The organism is Pectobacterium hainanensis, assembly GCF_046237015.1.
GTDB lineage: Bacteria > Pseudomonadota > Gammaproteobacteria > Enterobacterales > Enterobacteriaceae > JBJYIN01.
In genome coordinates this window covers 22992-39102 of sequence record NZ_JBJYIN010000014.1, presented here as the reverse complement: position 1 = coordinate 39102, position 16111 = coordinate 22992, and the positions used below count along the sequence as shown (strand labels likewise).

The following is a 16111-nucleotide window of genomic DNA, read 5'->3' as shown; positions in this document are numbered from 1 at the left end:
ATTTGTTAATATCCGCACAAGCCAAGGATAAAATCAGGAAAAATTAATTACCTCACGCATCACTCATTCAAAATGGGTCAAAAACATCAATCCAATTCATTATATTGTGTCAAAAGTAACACATTTCAGCCGTTTGATTTTCAACTCGGCTTATTTCACTCTTCGTGCCGAATACTTCTGATGTTCATACCAATATAAAATACAGGTGATGGCATGTTATCAATATTAAAAACAGGGAAATCGGTAAATAAAGTTCCTGCACAACAAATTCAGGCAACTTATGGTCGATATCGCATACAGGCGCTGCTTAGTGTCTTTCTCGGTTATCTGGCGTACTACATCGTGCGTAATAACTTCACATTATCCACCCCTTATCTGAAAGAGCAGTTAGATCTCAGCGCTACGCAGATCGGGTTGCTCAGTAGCTGTATGCTCATTGCCTACGGGATCAGTAAAGGCGTCATGAGCAGTCTGGCGGATAAAGCCAGTCCTAAAGTCTTTATGGCCTGTGGTCTGGTGCTGTGTGCCATCGTCAACATTGGGCTGGGGTTCAGCACCGCATTCTGGATTTTTGTCACGCTGGTCATCCTCAATGGTCTATTTCAGGGGATGGGTGTAGGTCCGTCTTTTATTACTATCGCCAATTGGTTCCCTCGCCGGGAGCGCGGACGTGTCGGCGCGTTCTGGAATATTTCCCATAACGTTGGCGGTGGTGTTGTTGCCCCGATAGTAGGGGCCGCGTTTGCTATCCTCGGTAGCGAGCACTGGCAAAGCGCCAGCTACATTGTCCCGGCCTGCGTGGCGGTGATTTTTGCATTAATCGTGCTGGCGCTCGGTAAAGGTTCTCCACGAGAAGAAGGCCTACCGTCACTCGACGAGATGATGCCGGAAGAAAAAGTGGTATTGAAAGCCAAACACGCCGCTGAAGCGCCGGAAAATATGAGCGCGTTTCAGATCTTCTGTACCTATGTGCTACGTAACAAAAATGCCTGGTATGTTTCACTGGTCGATGTGTTCGTCTATATGGTGCGCTTCGGTATGATTAGCTGGTTGCCTATCTATCTGTTAACCGTTAAGCACTTTTCCAAGGAACAGATGAGCGTCGCTTTCCTCTTTTTCGAATGGGCGGCAATCCCCTCCACCCTGCTAGCGGGCTGGCTTTCTGACAAACTGTTCAAAGGACGCCGGATGCCACTCGCCATGATTTGCATGGCGCTGGTCTTTGTCTGCCTGATCGGTTACTGGAAAAGCGAATCCCTGCTGATGGTCACCATTTTCGCGGCAATCGTTGGTTGCCTGATTTATGTTCCGCAGTTTCTGGCTTCCGTACAAACGATGGAAATTGTGCCCAGTTTCGCCGTAGGTTCAGCCGTTGGTTTACGCGGCTTTATGAGTTACATCTTTGGCGCGTCGCTGGGCACGAGTCTGTTTGGCGTGATGGTGGATAAGATGGGCTGGCATGGCGGTTTTTATCTGCTGATGGGTGGGATTGTCTGCTGCATTCTGTTCTGCTATCTCTCTCATCGCGGAGCGCTAGAACTGGAACAGCAGCGTAAGAAAAGCCAGCAAGAAGAAAACGCTCTGACACTGGCAGACGCACAATAATAATTCAGCATCAACACGTTAGAAAAAGGAAATGCCAGCATGCTGGCATTTTCAATATCTGGCTCGGTAAAATAATAGAAACACTTTTAAATGATATTTAATCTTTAGTTATATATTATCGATAATAACCACCGAAACTATATCTTTTAAAAAAATAAACCTTCCCTAAACAAGATTACACCCTTTATCGATTTGAATAAACATTACCTAAACAACATAACAACAGTAATTTTCAATTTCATTCCCATCAATATAATTCCAATCTCAATATAAAAAGAAACAGATTGGAGGTAATGAAAATGATAAATAGAAAAGTGTTATCACTTTACTGTGAGCTATTAACCGGTAATTTTTTATCCCAAAAAATTTGGGTAAAATATAAAATAAGAGCAAAATTTCTTTTTCGATCATTATTTTCGCCGATGACGACCCTGAACTATATTCGTATGCTGTTAGACATTCCGTCCCTACGAAAATCGGTCAAACATCAGCCCGTCTTGCCAACCAAAATTCATCGGCCTTACCTGTTCGCTTCTTTACACACCGCTGAACGTGCCGCCGCTATCTGTGCGCATTATCGTTTTGTTGATGGACTCAATAAACCGCTTTTACAACAAGCTCTTCTCCGTCAGGAACATGGCGAGTTGGCGCAATGGTTCGGAAAAAGCGATGAGCATATTTCATTGGTTAGCGGGATATCACGTTATGACAAGGAAGGCGAGACAACATTGTTTTTTTACTATAATGGCACCGCACTCGCTACGCTCACTTTTTCCATCATTCATTATGAAGGATCGCCAACTATCGTTATTGGCGGTTTACAGGGCAAAGGTAACGATAAGACACGAGAAATGATCAAACATGCATCCAAAGCCTGTTTTGGGTTATTTCCCAAACGCCTCTTATTGGAGTGTCTACTGACGCTGGCCGACCTGATGAAGATCGATAACATTCTCGCAGTCGGCGATGAAAGTCATGTCTATCAGCATGTGCGTTATAGAAAGCGAAAATGTAAAGTGCGATTCTCCAGCTATAGCGAATTTTGGCTGTCACTCAACGCGACTCCACATGGGCCGGGCCTGTACAAGATTCCCGCAGTAATTTTACGCAAAGATCTGGAAGATTTACCCAGCCGTAAACGTGCGCAGTACCAACGCCGTAATCAATTGCTCGATAATCTGTCTTATCAAATAAAGCATACTCTGGAAACGGTAAAAACCCCTGTCGTGGTCATCGCTGAAAATGAGGCTAGTTTTGACATGCCTCAGACTGACCTGGCCCCAAGATTACATACCACACTCGGTTAGTAGCGTCAGATTTGTCATTGTTTCTTTCACCGCGTCTCCAAGTGGTTGCCCCCAGCGTACAGGGATGATACGCCCTTTTGTATCGAACACAGCCGTCATATCAATAGATAACTTATTGATTATAAAAGACTGATTGAGTGTCATTTTCATCGATGCAGTCCTACTGTATATCAGCCAGACAGGGTGTATACCGCATCTGATCTGGTATACAGATTTATGTATTTAGGTGGGGTTTATTAAATACATCATAGTGACACCAAGGGTAACTGTGCAGATAAAAAACTAAACTAATTTATCCACTCGGCAAGAATCCCCTCAAGCTTCGCTAGCGCCTGAATATGCTTATCTTCTGGTATGCACCCAATATTTTGCAACTTCCACCTAACCGCTGGTAGATGCTGAATCTGATCTTCAGGAGCGAGACTCCAGTCTGGTTCACCACGCTTGAAAGACATCAGAAAATCATAATCCTGCTGTGTGAATTGTGCTTTGAGAGCAGAAATCATTAATTCAGGCACAGCATTAAGTTCTTCCAGAGAGACCGCATTGAATGTCATCCCGTTAAATTCATTTTCGTATGGTTGAGAAATATCTTTCCAGCGGGGATTGAGTACCTTTGATAATGGGCGCGGGTGTCCCAGCAGATAGGTGATGAAACCATTAAAAATGTGGCGATCAATGCCTTGCGTTTCGAGTAACATTTTGACGTCATAAAAATCACGGGGATGTTGCCTATCCAATGCAGCGCAAAGCTTTCCGCCATAGAGATCGGCAAGCGATACAACCTGAATAGTAGCAAAGCCGAACTCGTCCTCTACCGCTTCAACAACATCACGTTCTTCTGGGGGATAAAGCGTCCCTCGAGCAACAGGCGAAACTTCTATCTTTATCTGCGCCCCCTGAGAAGAAACAACAATGCGCATTTCATCAGGATTATTCGTTTGTAGTACCGCCGAAATACCAGCCCGTTGTTGCAGTATTTCAGCAATACGCGTCAAAGCAGCCCGAACATTTGGCAACGCCACATCTCTGCTCTCCAGCGGAACGTAAGCCAAATCGATATCTACCGATAAACGCGGAAAATCACGAACAAACAAGTTTATGGCCGTTCCACCTTTTATACCCTAAATAATTCAAGTTTCAGGAAGGCGGCAAGCGAAGGAATCCCGATGAGCTTACTTGAGTAAGTGATTCGGGTGACTGAACGTAGCCAACGCACAGGCAACTTGAAGTATGACGGGTATAGTGCAAAGCATCGCTCTGATGCCACGACAGGTAATGCGCTGAGCAGCATCGCAACCTGCCGATAATAAGGTGATTGCTTATCCATGTGAGATCCCTTTGCTAACAAAACGATCTGGAACAGTGATCTGATATTTTTGATCCAGCTTGCCACCAGATACGATCTGCCGTTTTCCAGCCCCTAACTCAACGTTAGCGTTATCTATTCGCTTGAGCCATGCATGTTCATAGTAATCGGCCAGAAACAAATAAAGGCGGTTAGTTTGCACTGCTCGACTGGATTGCAATAACACGTCAACTTTACGCGGACTCAGGCTTACCAGTCCCTGAAACAACTCAGCAGCGTGCTCAAATGAAAGCGATCTTGGGACAACATCAGCAATCTCGTAAGCCGCTAGTTCCGGCACACTCGCTTTCAACCGCTCCCCTTTAATTTCGATCTCTGTCAGATACTTTTCGTCATTCATATTGAGCTTCTGATTAGAAAGTAAAAGCCACTCGACATTGGGAAATTCTTTGAACCACTTTGGCAGGGAAGCTTTATCTTCTACACAGAGCCAAATTATCTGGTGCTTTAAGTGAAGATAATGAGATCGCCCCTGATAAGTCAGGCTAGTAAGCCCTGCCAGATGAACAGAAATCCCAAGCTGATTTTGCAAGCATAGGACGGCATCACTCCACTGAGCTTCACGCCCACTCCGCACGTAGACCCCAGCACGTAGCTTTTGCAACCAGTCACTGTGCATATACTTGTTGGCTAAAGAAGGGCTAATACCATTTTTTGTCAGCCAAGACTGTAATACCAAGGAGCCCGGTGCAGTGTTCTGCAAAAGCCAGTTTAGTTTTGATGACATATATTCACCCTTGGTTTAACAAAAAAATAAATAATAAACTATCGAGTGAGTGATATGTCAATAGTGAGCGAAATCAGTCCAACTACAGTACAGGATATGACTTGACCATATATGGTGGGTAGGATCAAAGTTGCGAGCCGTTTCGCGTGCCTGATCGATATTGGCAAAATCAGATACATTTCCCATCGTGGCTCTGATAACGTCCAGTGGTGCTTTCCCGCTCGTTGTCCAAAATCCACTTGTCGTTGGATGATGCCGTTTTTTCGCAGCGCTGGTTTTTACACCGAAGCCTACGGGTGAATCACGGTGGTTATCGATGATAAGATAACGTTTTTCGACCTGAGCCAGGAACAGGGATGATACGCCCTTTTGCATCGAGTACCGCCGTCATATCAATAGATAGTTGATTGATTTAAAAAGGATAATTGAGTGTCCTGTTCATCGATGCAGTCCTACTGTATATCCGCCAGACAGGGTGTATACCGCATCTGTTCTGGTATACAAATTTATGGGTTTAGGTGGGGTTTTGACGGTTTTATCAGCGGCCACCTGAACTAACAGATAGAGTAAAAACCGAGTAAAATCAATATGAATGAGTCTATCGACAAGGACCTTTCCAGCCATACTCCCATGATGCAGCAGTATTTCAAACTGAAGTCACAGCATCCTGAAATTCTACTGTTTTACCGTATGGGGGACTTCTACGAATTATTTTATGATGATGCGAAGCGAGCTTCCCAACTGCTGGATATCTCGCTGACCAAACGCGGGGCCTCTGCCGGTGAGCCCATTCCTATGGCTGGAGTACCGCATCATGCCGTCGAGAACTATCTGGCCAAACTGGTGCAACTCGGCGAATCCGTCGCAATTTGCGAACAAATCGGCGATCCGGCAACCAGCAAAGGTCCCGTAGAACGTAAAGTCGTCCGCATCGTGACACCCGGCACGATTAGTGATGAAGCATTGTTGCAAGAAAAACAGGACAATTTACTCGCCGCGATTTGGCAAGATGGGCGCGGATTTGGTTATGCCACGTTAGATATCAGCTCGGGCCGTTTTCGGGTGACAGAACCCACTGACCAGGAAACCATGGTTGCTGAACTACAACGCACTAATCCAGCCGAACTCCTCTACCCCGAAACGTTTGAATCCATGACGCTGATCGAACATCGTCATGGTCTGCGCCGCCGACCACTGTGGGAATTTGAACTGGACACGGCTCGCCAGCAACTCAACCTGCAATTTGGTACTCGCGATCTCACGGGGTTTGGCGTTGAGCAGGCTAAGCTTGCCCTGCGTGCGGCAGGTTGTCTGCTGCAATATGCCAAAGATACGCAACGCACCTCTCTGCCACATATCCGTGGTATTACGATGGAACGTCAGCAGGATGGCATCATTATGGATGCCGCCACGCGGCGTAATCTGGAACTGACGCAGAATTTGTCTGGAGGTGCGGAAAACACACTGGCAGCGGTACTCGACTGTACGGTAACCCCGATGGGTAGCCGGATGTTGAAACGTTGGATCCATATGCCCAGCCGGGACATTGCCGCGCTCACTCAGCGTCAGTTGGCTATCACCGCACTACAGCCTATCGCTCCCGACTTGCAGCCAACCTTACGTCAGGTCGGCGATCTGGAACGTATTCTGGCACGTCTGGCGCTGCGTACCGCTCGCCCCCGCGATCTGGCGCGTATGCGCCATGCTTTCCAGCAGTTCCCCGATATTCGCGCCCAGCTAGCACCACTGGAAGCTGACGCTATCCATCAATTAACGAACCAAATTGGGCAATTCGATGCGTTACAAGATCTCCTCGAACGCGCCGTCGTTGAAACACCACCGGTATTGGTTCGTGACGGCGGTGTCATTGCGCCAGGCTATAACGCCGAACTGGATGAATGGCGGGCCTTGGCTGACGGGGCCAGTGATTATCTGGATAAGCTTGAAATCCGCGAACGCGAAAAATTGGGGTTAGACACGCTCAAAGTCGGGTTTAATGGCGTACACGGTTATTATATTCAGGTCAGCCGCGGGCAAAGCCATCTGGTGCCAATACATTATGTCCGCCGTCAGACATTAAAAAATGCCGAACGCTACATCATTCCAGAATTAAAAGAATATGAAGACAAGGTGCTGACGTCTAAAGGTAAAGCGCTGGCATTAGAAAAAGCACTTTACGATGAGCTGTTCGATCTATTGCTCCCCCATTTGGCAGAACTTCAGCAAAGTGCCGCCGCACTCGCCGAATTAGATGTCTTATCAAATCTGGCAGAACGGGCTGATACGCTGAACTACGTATGCCCAACCCTTAGCGACAAACCCGGCATCAAAATTGTCGGGGGGCGTCACCCGGTGGTAGAACAGGTTCTCAGCGAACCCTTTATTTCAAATCCGCTTTCGCTTTCCCCACAGCGCCGCATGCTCATTGTGACGGGCCCGAACATGGGCGGAAAGAGCACCTATATGCGTCAGGCGGCGTTAATCGTGTTAATGGCCCACATTGGCTGCTTCGTTCCCGCCGATCAAGCGGTCATTGGCCCCGTAGATCGTATCTTTACCCGCGTGGGCGCGGCTGACGATCTGGCATCTGGCCGTTCAACATTTATGGTTGAAATGACGGAAACCGCCAATATTCTGCATAACGCGACGGAAAATAGCCTAGTATTGATGGACGAAATTGGTCGAGGCACATCGACCTATGACGGCTTATCTTTGGCCTGGGCCTGTGCCGAAAATCTAGCCAATCGTATCAAAGCGATGACGCTCTTCGCGACACACTATTTCGAGCTCACCAACCTGCCAGAGAAAATGGAAGGGGTCGTCAATGTGCATCTGGACGCGCGCGAACACGGCGATACGATCGCATTTATGCATAGCGTTCAGGATGGTGCCGCCAGTAAAAGCTATGGTTTAGCCGTCGCCGCATTAGCCGGCGTGCCAAAGGATGTCATTAAACGAGCTCGACAAAAGCTCAAAGAACTGGAGACGCTCTCCAACAATGCCTCAGCCAGCCACATTGATGGCGCGCAACTTGCCTTATTAGGGAATGATGAACCATCCCCAGCGTTAGAAACGTTGGAATCCATTGACCCTGATACGTTAACACCGCGTCAGGCTCTGGACTGGCTGTATCAGTTGAAGAAAATGCTGTGATTTTTTAGCGAGTTATACGTTGAGGTGCGCCGTTATCCCCAAGATGACGGCTTTTTCTCATATTCATTTATACCCGTCATACTTCAAGTTGCCTGTGCGTTGGCTGCGTTCGTTACTCGGCTCATCCATGAGCCTCGCCCCGTTGGGGCCGCTGCAAGCAGCGTTCAAATCTGCTCCCAGCAGATTTGTCACCCGAATCACTTACTCAAGTAAGCTCATCGGGATTAAATGAGAGACATCCTGTCTCTCACCGGAGGCCAGCCGTTGGCTGGTCAAATTCGTTCCCGACGAATTTGTCCCTCACTTGCCGCGTTATTCGGCCTTATGGCCTCACCCCTTTGGGGTCAGCGCAAGCGCTGTTCAAAAACGCCTTGTCGTTTTTGTCCTGAAACTTGAATTATTTTGGGTATATACTGCGGGCCAACCGCGTTAAAATGACCGTTTCCTCTACACGACAGATTCTACGCTAATGGCATATATCCCCAAAAATTACGCAAAACTGGAAAGTGGCTATCGTGAAAAAGCCCTCAAACTCTTTCCGTGGGTCTGCGGTCGCTGCTCGCGCGAATTCGTTTATTCCAATCTGCGTGAACTTACCGTGCACCATATCGATCATGACCACAGCAATAACCCGGAAGACGGTAGCAACTGGGAAATGTTGTGCCTGTATTGCCACGACCACGAACACTCAAAATATACGGATGCCGATATCTACGGTTCTACCGTGATCGCTGGCGACGATGCGCAGAAAGATGTCGGTCTTGCTACGCACAACCCTTTTGCCGATCTCAAAGCCATGCTGGAGAAAGGGAAGAAATAACGCGTCAAATCGCTTCTTTTCTCCCCAGATATCCGCCAATACCTGCCAGCTCGGGTATTTGGCGGAGTTTGTTGCGCAAACCGAGGCACTCTTCCCTCCCCATCATCCAAACCTTATTATTCAGAATGTTAGAATGCGTTAAAGGTGCATTTAATAGCAGCCTGGCACACAACTTTTAGACGTTTAAACATCCAGGCATCTTGATTGCCAAATATTGGCACCCTGCTATATTGTCAGATACGACATGATCAGGTACTTCATTACCAAGTACTACAGGTATGCAGGAGCTTTACTCCGCCATGAATGCCACCCCCATTCCAGAAAGTAAACTACCGTCCTTAGGCACCACCATTTTCACGCAGATGAGTGCGCTGGCTCAGCAACATCAGGCCATTAATTTGTCTCAGGGTTTCCCTGACTTTAATGGGCCCGATTATTTGCAACAGCGACTGGCCTATCACGTCAGTCGGGGAGCAAATCAATATGCCCCTATGACTGGCGTAGCACCGCTACGAGCCATTATTGCGGAGAAAACCGCTGAGCAATATGGCTGGAAACCTGATGCAGAGACTGACGTAACGATAACCGCCGGGGCAACAGAAGCACTGTTCGCCGCGATTACAGCACTGGTACGTCCCGGCGATGAAGTTATCTGTTTTGATCCCAGCTATGACAGCTATGCTCCTGCCGTGATATTGGCTGGCGGCAAGCTGAAGCGACTGGCATTGCAGCCACCAGCGTTTCGCGTAGATTGGTCTGAATTCAATGCGTTAGTTAGCGAAAAAACCCGATTGGTCATCCTGAACACACCGCACAATCCATCGGCAACCGTCTGGCAACAAGCGGATTTCCAACAGCTTTGGCAGGCCATTGCCAAACATGATATTTACGTATTAAGCGATGAAGTCTACGAACATATCTGCTTCGCCCCTGAAGGCCACGCCAGCGTTTTGGCCCATCCCGATTTACGTCAGCGAGCCATTGCGGTGTCATCATTTGGTAAAACGTTTCATATGACAGGCTGGAAAGTTGGCTACTGTATCGCACCAGCGGCACTCAGTGCGGAGATCCGAAAAGTTCATCAATACCTGACATTTTCTGTCAATACGCCAGCACAGTTTGCCATTGCCGATATGCTACGCGAACAGCCGCAGCATTGGCGTGAACTACCAGACTTTTACCGTACCCGTCGCGATCGTTTCGTTAATGCGTTATCAGGTAGTCGTTTTAACATTCTGCCCTGCGAGGGCACTTATTTCCTGCTAGCCGATTACCGTGCGATCGCCGATATGGATGACATCAGCTTTTGCCATTGGTTGACCGAACATGTGGGCGTCGCCGCTATTCCGCTCTCCGTATTCTGCGCCGATCCATTTCCACATAAATTAATTCGGCTATGCTTTGCCAAACAGGAAGCTACATTAGATTCAGCGGCGGAGCGTTTATGTCGACTTTAAAGATTTCAGTACTGCAACAACCCTTAGTTTGGCTGGATGGCCCAGCTAATCTGGAACATTTTGATACGCTATTGGCAAACCTCATGGGGCGTGACCTGATCGTGTTGCCCGAGATGTTTACCACCGGTTTCGCGATGGATGCTGCAAAGAGCAGTCTGGAGCAAGGGGTGGTAGAGAAGTGGCTACATCAATGGGCGCAGAAAACCAATGCGCTGATTGGCGGCAGCGTTGCGGTTCAGACACCGAAAGGCGCGGTAAACCGTTTCCTGCTCGTTAACCCTCTGGGAGAGGTTTATCAGTATGATAAGCGACATCTGTTCCGTATGGCGGATGAGCATCAGCATTATCACGCAGGAACCGAACGTCTGATCCTTGAATGGCGCGGCTGGCGTATTTGTCCACTGATCTGCTATGACCTGCGCTTTCCGGTATGGTCACGTAACCGCCAGGATTATGACCTGGCTCTGTACGTGGCTAACTGGCCAGCACCACGTTCAGCACATTGGCAAACGCTGCTGGCAGCCCGCGCGATTGAAAACCAGGCCTACATTGCTGGTTGTAACCGCATCGGCTCCGACGGTAACGGCCATAGCTACCGTGGCGACAGTCTGATCATTAATGCGCAAGGCGACATCCTTGCTTCTGCCCCGCCCAATCAACCGACCTGTCTGGACGCTGAGCTATCATTAGAGGCGCTGCAAAGCTACCGGGAGTCCTTCCCCGCATGGCGTGATGCGGACCGTTTTTCATTGTAAAAACGGTAGCGATAAAAGATGTGCGATGGTTGAGCTACGCAAATAATTGGACAATGCAAATAAATTGGACGATGCAAATGGTTCAACTACGCAACACTGACATCCTCACGGACGAGACGCATATTGCGCCTCGTCCGGTTCGCCTGACGCGATAAGAAGCCAGAGAACACTAACCAACAATCAACGGCGTGTAATGATGAGGTAAGCGCATAGCGACCAGATCTTTTCTGCGTACCACGTTCGTGGGATAAGGACTATTGGCAATCGGCCGCGTATCAATCTGCTGAGTGATCACCGCTTGTTCCTGCCACAACACCTGTTCATTTCTTGGGAAATGGAACGTTTCCGGGCCAAAAATACCGCTGAATCCCCCTTTGTCGTCGTTTACGCCATTGGCAAAGGCCAGATAAACATTGTTTTCGCCAGCACGTGTACGTGCGAAATGCCAATGCAACGGATCGGCCCCCATCGGTATCGGGTAATGTTGCTTCACCACACTGCCCTGATGCGAACCGGTGAATCCTGTTAATAAAGCAGCAGAACAGGCAAGAATATCACAGCCTTCCAAAGCCAGAATACGTCCCGCTTCCGGCAGCAATAAATCATTACCCAACAGTAAACCGACTCGGCCTAATGACGTATCGAAAGTCGCCCATTCATCACCCGCCGTGGCCCATAGCCGATCGGCTTCAGATAAGTGCATCTGGCGGTAGCACCCAATAACCCCCTGTGGCCCAAACAGCATCTGCGAATTATAAAATATGTCGCCATCCTGTTCGGCCATACCGACCACCAGATGAACCCGAAGCATCATGGCTAAACGCGTCAAACGCTGTATCGCAGCGCTATCTGTCGTTTGTGCATTATCTCTGGGCGTTGCACTACCGGTTAATGCCCGTTCAGGGAAGACCAATAGCTCGCTGCCCTGTTCGTTCACCGCCTTTTCCGTCAAGGCAATAATCTGCGCCAGATTATCGTCAACCCGCTCGGCGGACGTGTATTGCACCACGCTGATATGACTTTGACGGCCTTCCGGCAGTGGGCGATGCCCGTAAAGCCCGAAGAAATCCTGTGGATTCCACAAAAAGCTATCGCTGAGCAGGGTTTGATAGTCATGAGGACGACGCTGACTGAAAACCGGCTGCCCGAGAACCTGACGTTCTCGACTACGGCTGATATCCACCTGTGCCAAAGCGACGCCATCACCATCATCAACCACGGCAGCAATATCACCGTTAGGTTCAATAATACAGCTACCGCCGCTAAACTGAACGCCGCGCTCCAGACCCCAACGATTGCTTTCAATCACATAGCAACTGTTTTCCATCGCACGGCTAATCCAGTAAGGTGCGGGCGTTCTCTCCGCCAGCCAGTTGCTAATGTGACAAATAATATCTGCGCCGCCCAACGCCAATAGTCGCGCGGTTTCCGGATAATGAATATCCATACAGACCAGCATCCCAATCCGACCGATCGGGGTATCAAATACCTGATGGCCGAGATCGCCAGCGGCGGCCCATTTTGGTTCAGAGATATAAGGATGACTTTTGCGATGGCAGCCAATCACCCCTTCCGGCCCAATCAGCACCGCGCTGTTGTAATAGAGCGAGGTGGTGGTATCCACCTCCGGCATACCGAGGACGATGTAGCATTGATAGCGTTGCGCTAACTCAGTGAAACGTTCAGTGGTTTCACCCGGTACGGTTTCCACCATGGGTGCAATTTCCCGACGGTCATACCAACAGTAACCTGTTGTCGCCATTTCCGGCGTGGTAATCAGCCTAGCCCCTTGTTGGGCAGCCTGTTCCACCATCGCCAACAGTTGACGAACGTTATTTTCCTTGGCGGCTAGCGTGGGTTCAAATTGAATGGCAGCAGCTAAAAATGGGGCAATAGGCATCATTATCCTCACAAACAGTTAGTTGTTCTGGTGTTGGTTCCAGCCTGTATGATCCCGGAACAAACCGGGCTGGTTGCAGGCGGGGGAGACGTTACAGACACGCTCATCCACTTTTTCGATGAGTGGTACTTCCCGGCGTGGTCCATGAAAAAATATCGTTGGCCTGAATTAATGCGCAGGCCATTTCCTCAACGGTAATTCGCTTATCCATCGCCTGATGACGCAGGATCTCGTAAGCCTGTTCCTCACCGATGTTGTGCATGCGCATTAAAATCGCTTTGGCTTCACTCACCTGACGCAGACCAAGCATTTTCTTTTCCAAACGCTCAATACGCTCGGTCATGTGTCGACGCTGCTGGGCATGATGTAAGGCAAACACCATCGTGGACAGCAACCCAGAGGCCCTGACCGGTGTCGTGATGGTGGCGCTCGCCCCCATGCTCAACGTCTGATCGATAAACGTGGGGTTTTCATAGCTGCTGATGGTAATCAACGCATGCTTGTTAAGATCGAGCCAAGGAACGTCCGGTTCAGGCCGATCGGATTGCAATGCCAAGAAGATCAAATCGGTATCGGCGGGAAGCGTTTCAGGCGCTGGCCAATATGCCCGTACCTTAAACCCCATGCGCCGTAGATGATTCGTCAACGTTTCGCCATCCGCATCGTCAGGATGGAGGACGACACAACGCATTCCTCTGCTAAGGAGTAAGGCGGTTGCACTGGTTCGAGGGTCGCTATGTCGCATGGGGGGACTCCACTTTTGTCAGTTTAGTGACCCAGTCTCCCTGAATCTGATTGGTCATATAGGGATCCGGTGCGACGATACGGCGTGATTCACGCACGACGGTGAATTGTCCTGACGCGTTCGCCTGACCAATGCGCGGGTAGAGCCCGGTATGTTGATTCAGCGGATCGATGCGAATCCGTCCCTGTGGAGCATCAAACTCGCTACCGCGCAAAGCGGGCAATAAATCGCGCATACGATCGCTACCGCATTCCTGCATCGCTTTGGCAAAGAGGTGTACCTGGCTGTAAGTCGCCTCCCAATTCATATCCGTATTCATATCCGCACCGAACTGCCGATGGAATTGTTCAAGGGCGATGTGATTGGCCTTACTGTTGATACTTTGGAAATAAGGCGTCGAGGTGTAATGGCCGACAGCCAGCTCAGCCCCCATCATGGCAATCTCGGTTTCCGACGTATTTAAGCTACCGATTGGCATACGGGAAGGATCGAGCCCGGCCTCATGGTATGCGCGGTACAGAAACGGGACGGTCTGACCGACAACCGTGCTAAAAATAAAGTCCGGCTGCTTTTTCTTGATGTCCTCCACGACTGGCAGAAATGCTTCGTAGGACGCATTCAACGCCAGATAACGTTCACCAATCACGGCACCATCAGGATATTGCAGGATCAATTCCTGCATATTGCGGTTGCTTTCATAAGGGTAAACGTAGCGTGAACCAATCATATAAACCCGCGCCCCAAAATGGCTGGCGAGATAATCAGCCAACTGAACACAGTTTTGGTTAGGCGCAGCACCGCCATAGAGAATATTTTCTGAAAATTCAAAGCCTTCATACAGTTGGGAGTAAAACAGCAAGCGCTGATATTTTTCCACCACGGGTGACATCGCTTTACGACTGCTGGAGGTATAACCACCGAAAATCACATTCACGTTGTCTGAGACAATCAAGCGCTCCGCCAAAGTGCGAAACAGGGCATCTTCAGACTGAGGGTCGTAATGGATGGCGTTGAGTAATCGACCATTAATCCCACCATTTTGGTTAATTTCAGCGATAGCCTGGGTTGCGCCGCGCCATTGCGACAACTCCAGCGCCGCCGTCACGCCGCTGGAAGAATAAAGCAAACCGATGTTGACTGGTGTGGCTGAGCCCATATAACCCCTTTATCTTTCGAGTGGCAGGTACGCGGGGGATAAACCCTCTTGTTTATTGTCAAATACAATAACGATGCGTCCGGCATCCGCAGATGTCCGGACGAGCCATCATTGCGCCAGCAATGTTTTGTTGAGCATGGCGCCGACGGTATATTTAGGATCGACCATATTGCCGAGGCGAACTTTGCCGCATTGACTGAGTAACATGTAGGCATCCCACTGTTCGAAGCCGAAGTCATCCACCAGCCAGTAAATCAAATCGCGGTAAGCGATACGTGTGGCGTCTTCCAGAGGACGAGCGCTGCCAATACTCATGATGGATTCTGCATTTTCCATCCGGGGCCATGACAGCGACCAATGCTTAATCAGATCCACTTTGATCGTGGTGATTGAACTGAACTCTACCGCCGTCCCACAGATCTCACCGTCCCCCTGACAAGCGTGGGCATCACCGATAAACAAACGCCCACCCGGCGAACGCACAGGCAAATAGGTGATGCTGCCGGGGCCAATGTCCGGCACATCCATGTTTCCGCCATGATTATCTGGCGTCAGTGAATTGATAGAATCGATTTCCGGCGAGACGCTCAGCGTACCGATATGCGGTTTGTAAGGCAGCGTGTGACGCTGGCTCCAATACACTTTCTCACTGTCGAGTTTGATCATCCTGACCTTCTCCGGCAGCGGATCGTTGAGCATGGCCGTTAGATCGGTGCCAGTTAGCCCACCAAAGTGTGGCAACATGGCGCAAATACCATAGGGGTTAGCCCCTCGAGGCAGCATGGATTCGATATACACCGCCAATACATCGCCTTTTTCAGCGCCATTGACCATGATTGGGCCATTCTGCGGATTCAGAAACGGCATTTTCAGCAGCTCACTGGGAACATCCTGTTCTGATTTAATCGCACCTTCAAACGCATCACGCGTATCGACGATCACGCGATCGCCTGGCTCAATGGTGAGCACCGGCGAGGAATAAGGGCCGATGGTGTAGTGAAATTCTTTTTGCATTTCTTCGGTCAGGTGATGGGTCACGGGTTTACGTTCCGCACCCACGCCGCGCTTACGCATGATCGAATCTTCAAGCCATTTCATAATGTGTTCTCCACTGAAA

The 16111-nt window shown here is 49.3% G+C and carries 13 protein-coding genes and 1 pseudogene; 6 read left to right on the top strand and 8 right to left on the bottom strand.

Annotated elements, in window-relative coordinates; genetic code table 11:
- Nucleotides 1-213: 213 nt before the first annotated feature.
- Both pgtP and ACKPVM_RS14520 read left to right on the top strand, forming a co-directional pair.
- Entirely contained in the window at nucleotides 214-1605 is a 1392-nt protein-coding gene (gene pgtP / locus ACKPVM_RS14525) for a phosphoglycerate transporter PgtP (RefSeq protein ID WP_409310059.1), read from the top strand.
- Between the two features lie 293 nt (nucleotides 1606-1898).
- Entirely contained in the window at nucleotides 1899-2912 is a 1014-nt protein-coding gene (locus tag ACKPVM_RS14520; protein ID WP_409310057.1) for a VirK/YbjX family protein, read from the top strand.
- A gap of 287 nt (nucleotides 2913-3199) precedes the next feature.
- On the opposite strand, the gene ACKPVM_RS14515 is transcribed toward ACKPVM_RS14520, so the two are convergent.
- From ACKPVM_RS14515 to ACKPVM_RS14500, 4 genes and pseudogenes are all read right to left on the bottom strand, one after another.
- Nucleotides 3200-4033, bottom strand: coding sequence for a nucleotidyl transferase AbiEii/AbiGii toxin family protein (locus ACKPVM_RS14515; protein WP_409310199.1), 834 nt, complete (start codon nucleotides 4031-4033; stop codon nucleotides 3200-3202).
- Nucleotides 4034-4155: 122 nt separating this feature from the next.
- Nucleotides 4156-4242, bottom strand: a pseudogene (locus ACKPVM_RS14510) (nucleotidyl transferase AbiEii/AbiGii toxin family protein); the annotation flags it as partial.
- Nucleotides 4235-5008: a type IV toxin-antitoxin system AbiEi family antitoxin domain-containing protein gene (locus tag ACKPVM_RS14505; RefSeq protein WP_409310056.1), complete on the bottom strand. Its 774-nt coding sequence runs from the start codon at nucleotides 5006-5008 to the stop codon at nucleotides 4235-4237. The pseudogene ACKPVM_RS14510 and the gene ACKPVM_RS14505, both read right to left, overlap by 8 nt.
- Nucleotides 5009-5065: 57 nt before the next feature.
- A complete protein-coding gene (locus ACKPVM_RS14500) occupies nucleotides 5066-5383 on the bottom strand; it encodes a hypothetical protein (RefSeq protein WP_409310054.1) in 318 nt (105 codons plus the stop codon).
- Between the two features lie 213 nt (nucleotides 5384-5596).
- Here ACKPVM_RS14500 and mutS point away from each other — a divergent pair, with 213 nt between their 5' ends.
- The 4 genes from mutS to ACKPVM_RS14480 all read left to right on the top strand — a co-directional run bounded on the left by mutS (nucleotide 5597) and on the right by ACKPVM_RS14480 (nucleotide 11193).
- A complete protein-coding gene (mutS, locus tag ACKPVM_RS14495) occupies nucleotides 5597-8161 on the top strand; it encodes a DNA mismatch repair protein MutS (RefSeq protein WP_409310052.1) in 2565 nt (854 codons plus the stop codon).
- 469 nt (nucleotides 8162-8630) lie between these two features.
- Entirely contained in the window at nucleotides 8631-8981 is a 351-nt protein-coding gene (gene yajD / locus ACKPVM_RS14490) for an HNH nuclease YajD (RefSeq protein ID WP_409310050.1), read from the top strand.
- Nucleotides 8982-9280: 299 nt separating this feature from the next.
- Nucleotides 9281-10438: a pyridoxal phosphate-dependent aminotransferase gene (locus ACKPVM_RS14485; protein WP_409310048.1), complete on the top strand. Its 1158-nt coding sequence runs from the start codon at nucleotides 9281-9283 to the stop codon at nucleotides 10436-10438.
- On the top strand, nucleotides 10426-11193 hold the full coding sequence (locus ACKPVM_RS14480) for an amidohydrolase (protein ID WP_409310046.1): 768 nt from the start codon (nucleotides 10426-10428) through the stop codon (nucleotides 11191-11193). Before ACKPVM_RS14485 ends, ACKPVM_RS14480 begins: the two co-directional genes overlap by 13 nt.
- Nucleotides 11194-11362: 169 nt before the next feature.
- On the opposite strand, the gene ACKPVM_RS14475 is transcribed toward ACKPVM_RS14480, so the two are convergent.
- The 4 genes from ACKPVM_RS14475 to ACKPVM_RS14460 all read right to left on the bottom strand — a co-directional run bounded on the left by ACKPVM_RS14475 (nucleotide 11363) and on the right by ACKPVM_RS14460 (nucleotide 16092).
- Nucleotides 11363-13093, bottom strand: coding sequence for a nitrilase-related carbon-nitrogen hydrolase (locus tag ACKPVM_RS14475; protein WP_409310197.1), 1731 nt, complete (start codon nucleotides 13091-13093; stop codon nucleotides 11363-11365).
- Nucleotides 13094-13196: 103 nt separating this feature from the next.
- The gene (locus ACKPVM_RS14470) at nucleotides 13197-13838 is read right to left on the bottom strand and encodes an ANTAR domain-containing response regulator (RefSeq protein WP_409310044.1); all 642 of its coding nucleotides are present in this window, start codon (nucleotides 13836-13838) and stop codon (nucleotides 13197-13199) included.
- Nucleotides 13828-14994 (bottom strand): transporter substrate-binding domain-containing protein, encoded by a 1167-nt coding sequence (locus tag ACKPVM_RS14465; RefSeq protein WP_409310042.1) that lies wholly within the window; start codon nucleotides 14992-14994, stop codon nucleotides 13828-13830. Before ACKPVM_RS14465 ends, ACKPVM_RS14470 begins: the two co-directional genes overlap by 11 nt.
- Nucleotides 14995-15102: 108 nt before the next feature.
- Entirely contained in the window at nucleotides 15103-16092 is a 990-nt protein-coding gene (locus ACKPVM_RS14460; protein WP_409310041.1) for an acetamidase/formamidase family protein, read from the bottom strand.
- Between the last annotated feature and the right edge of the window lie 19 nt (nucleotides 16093-16111).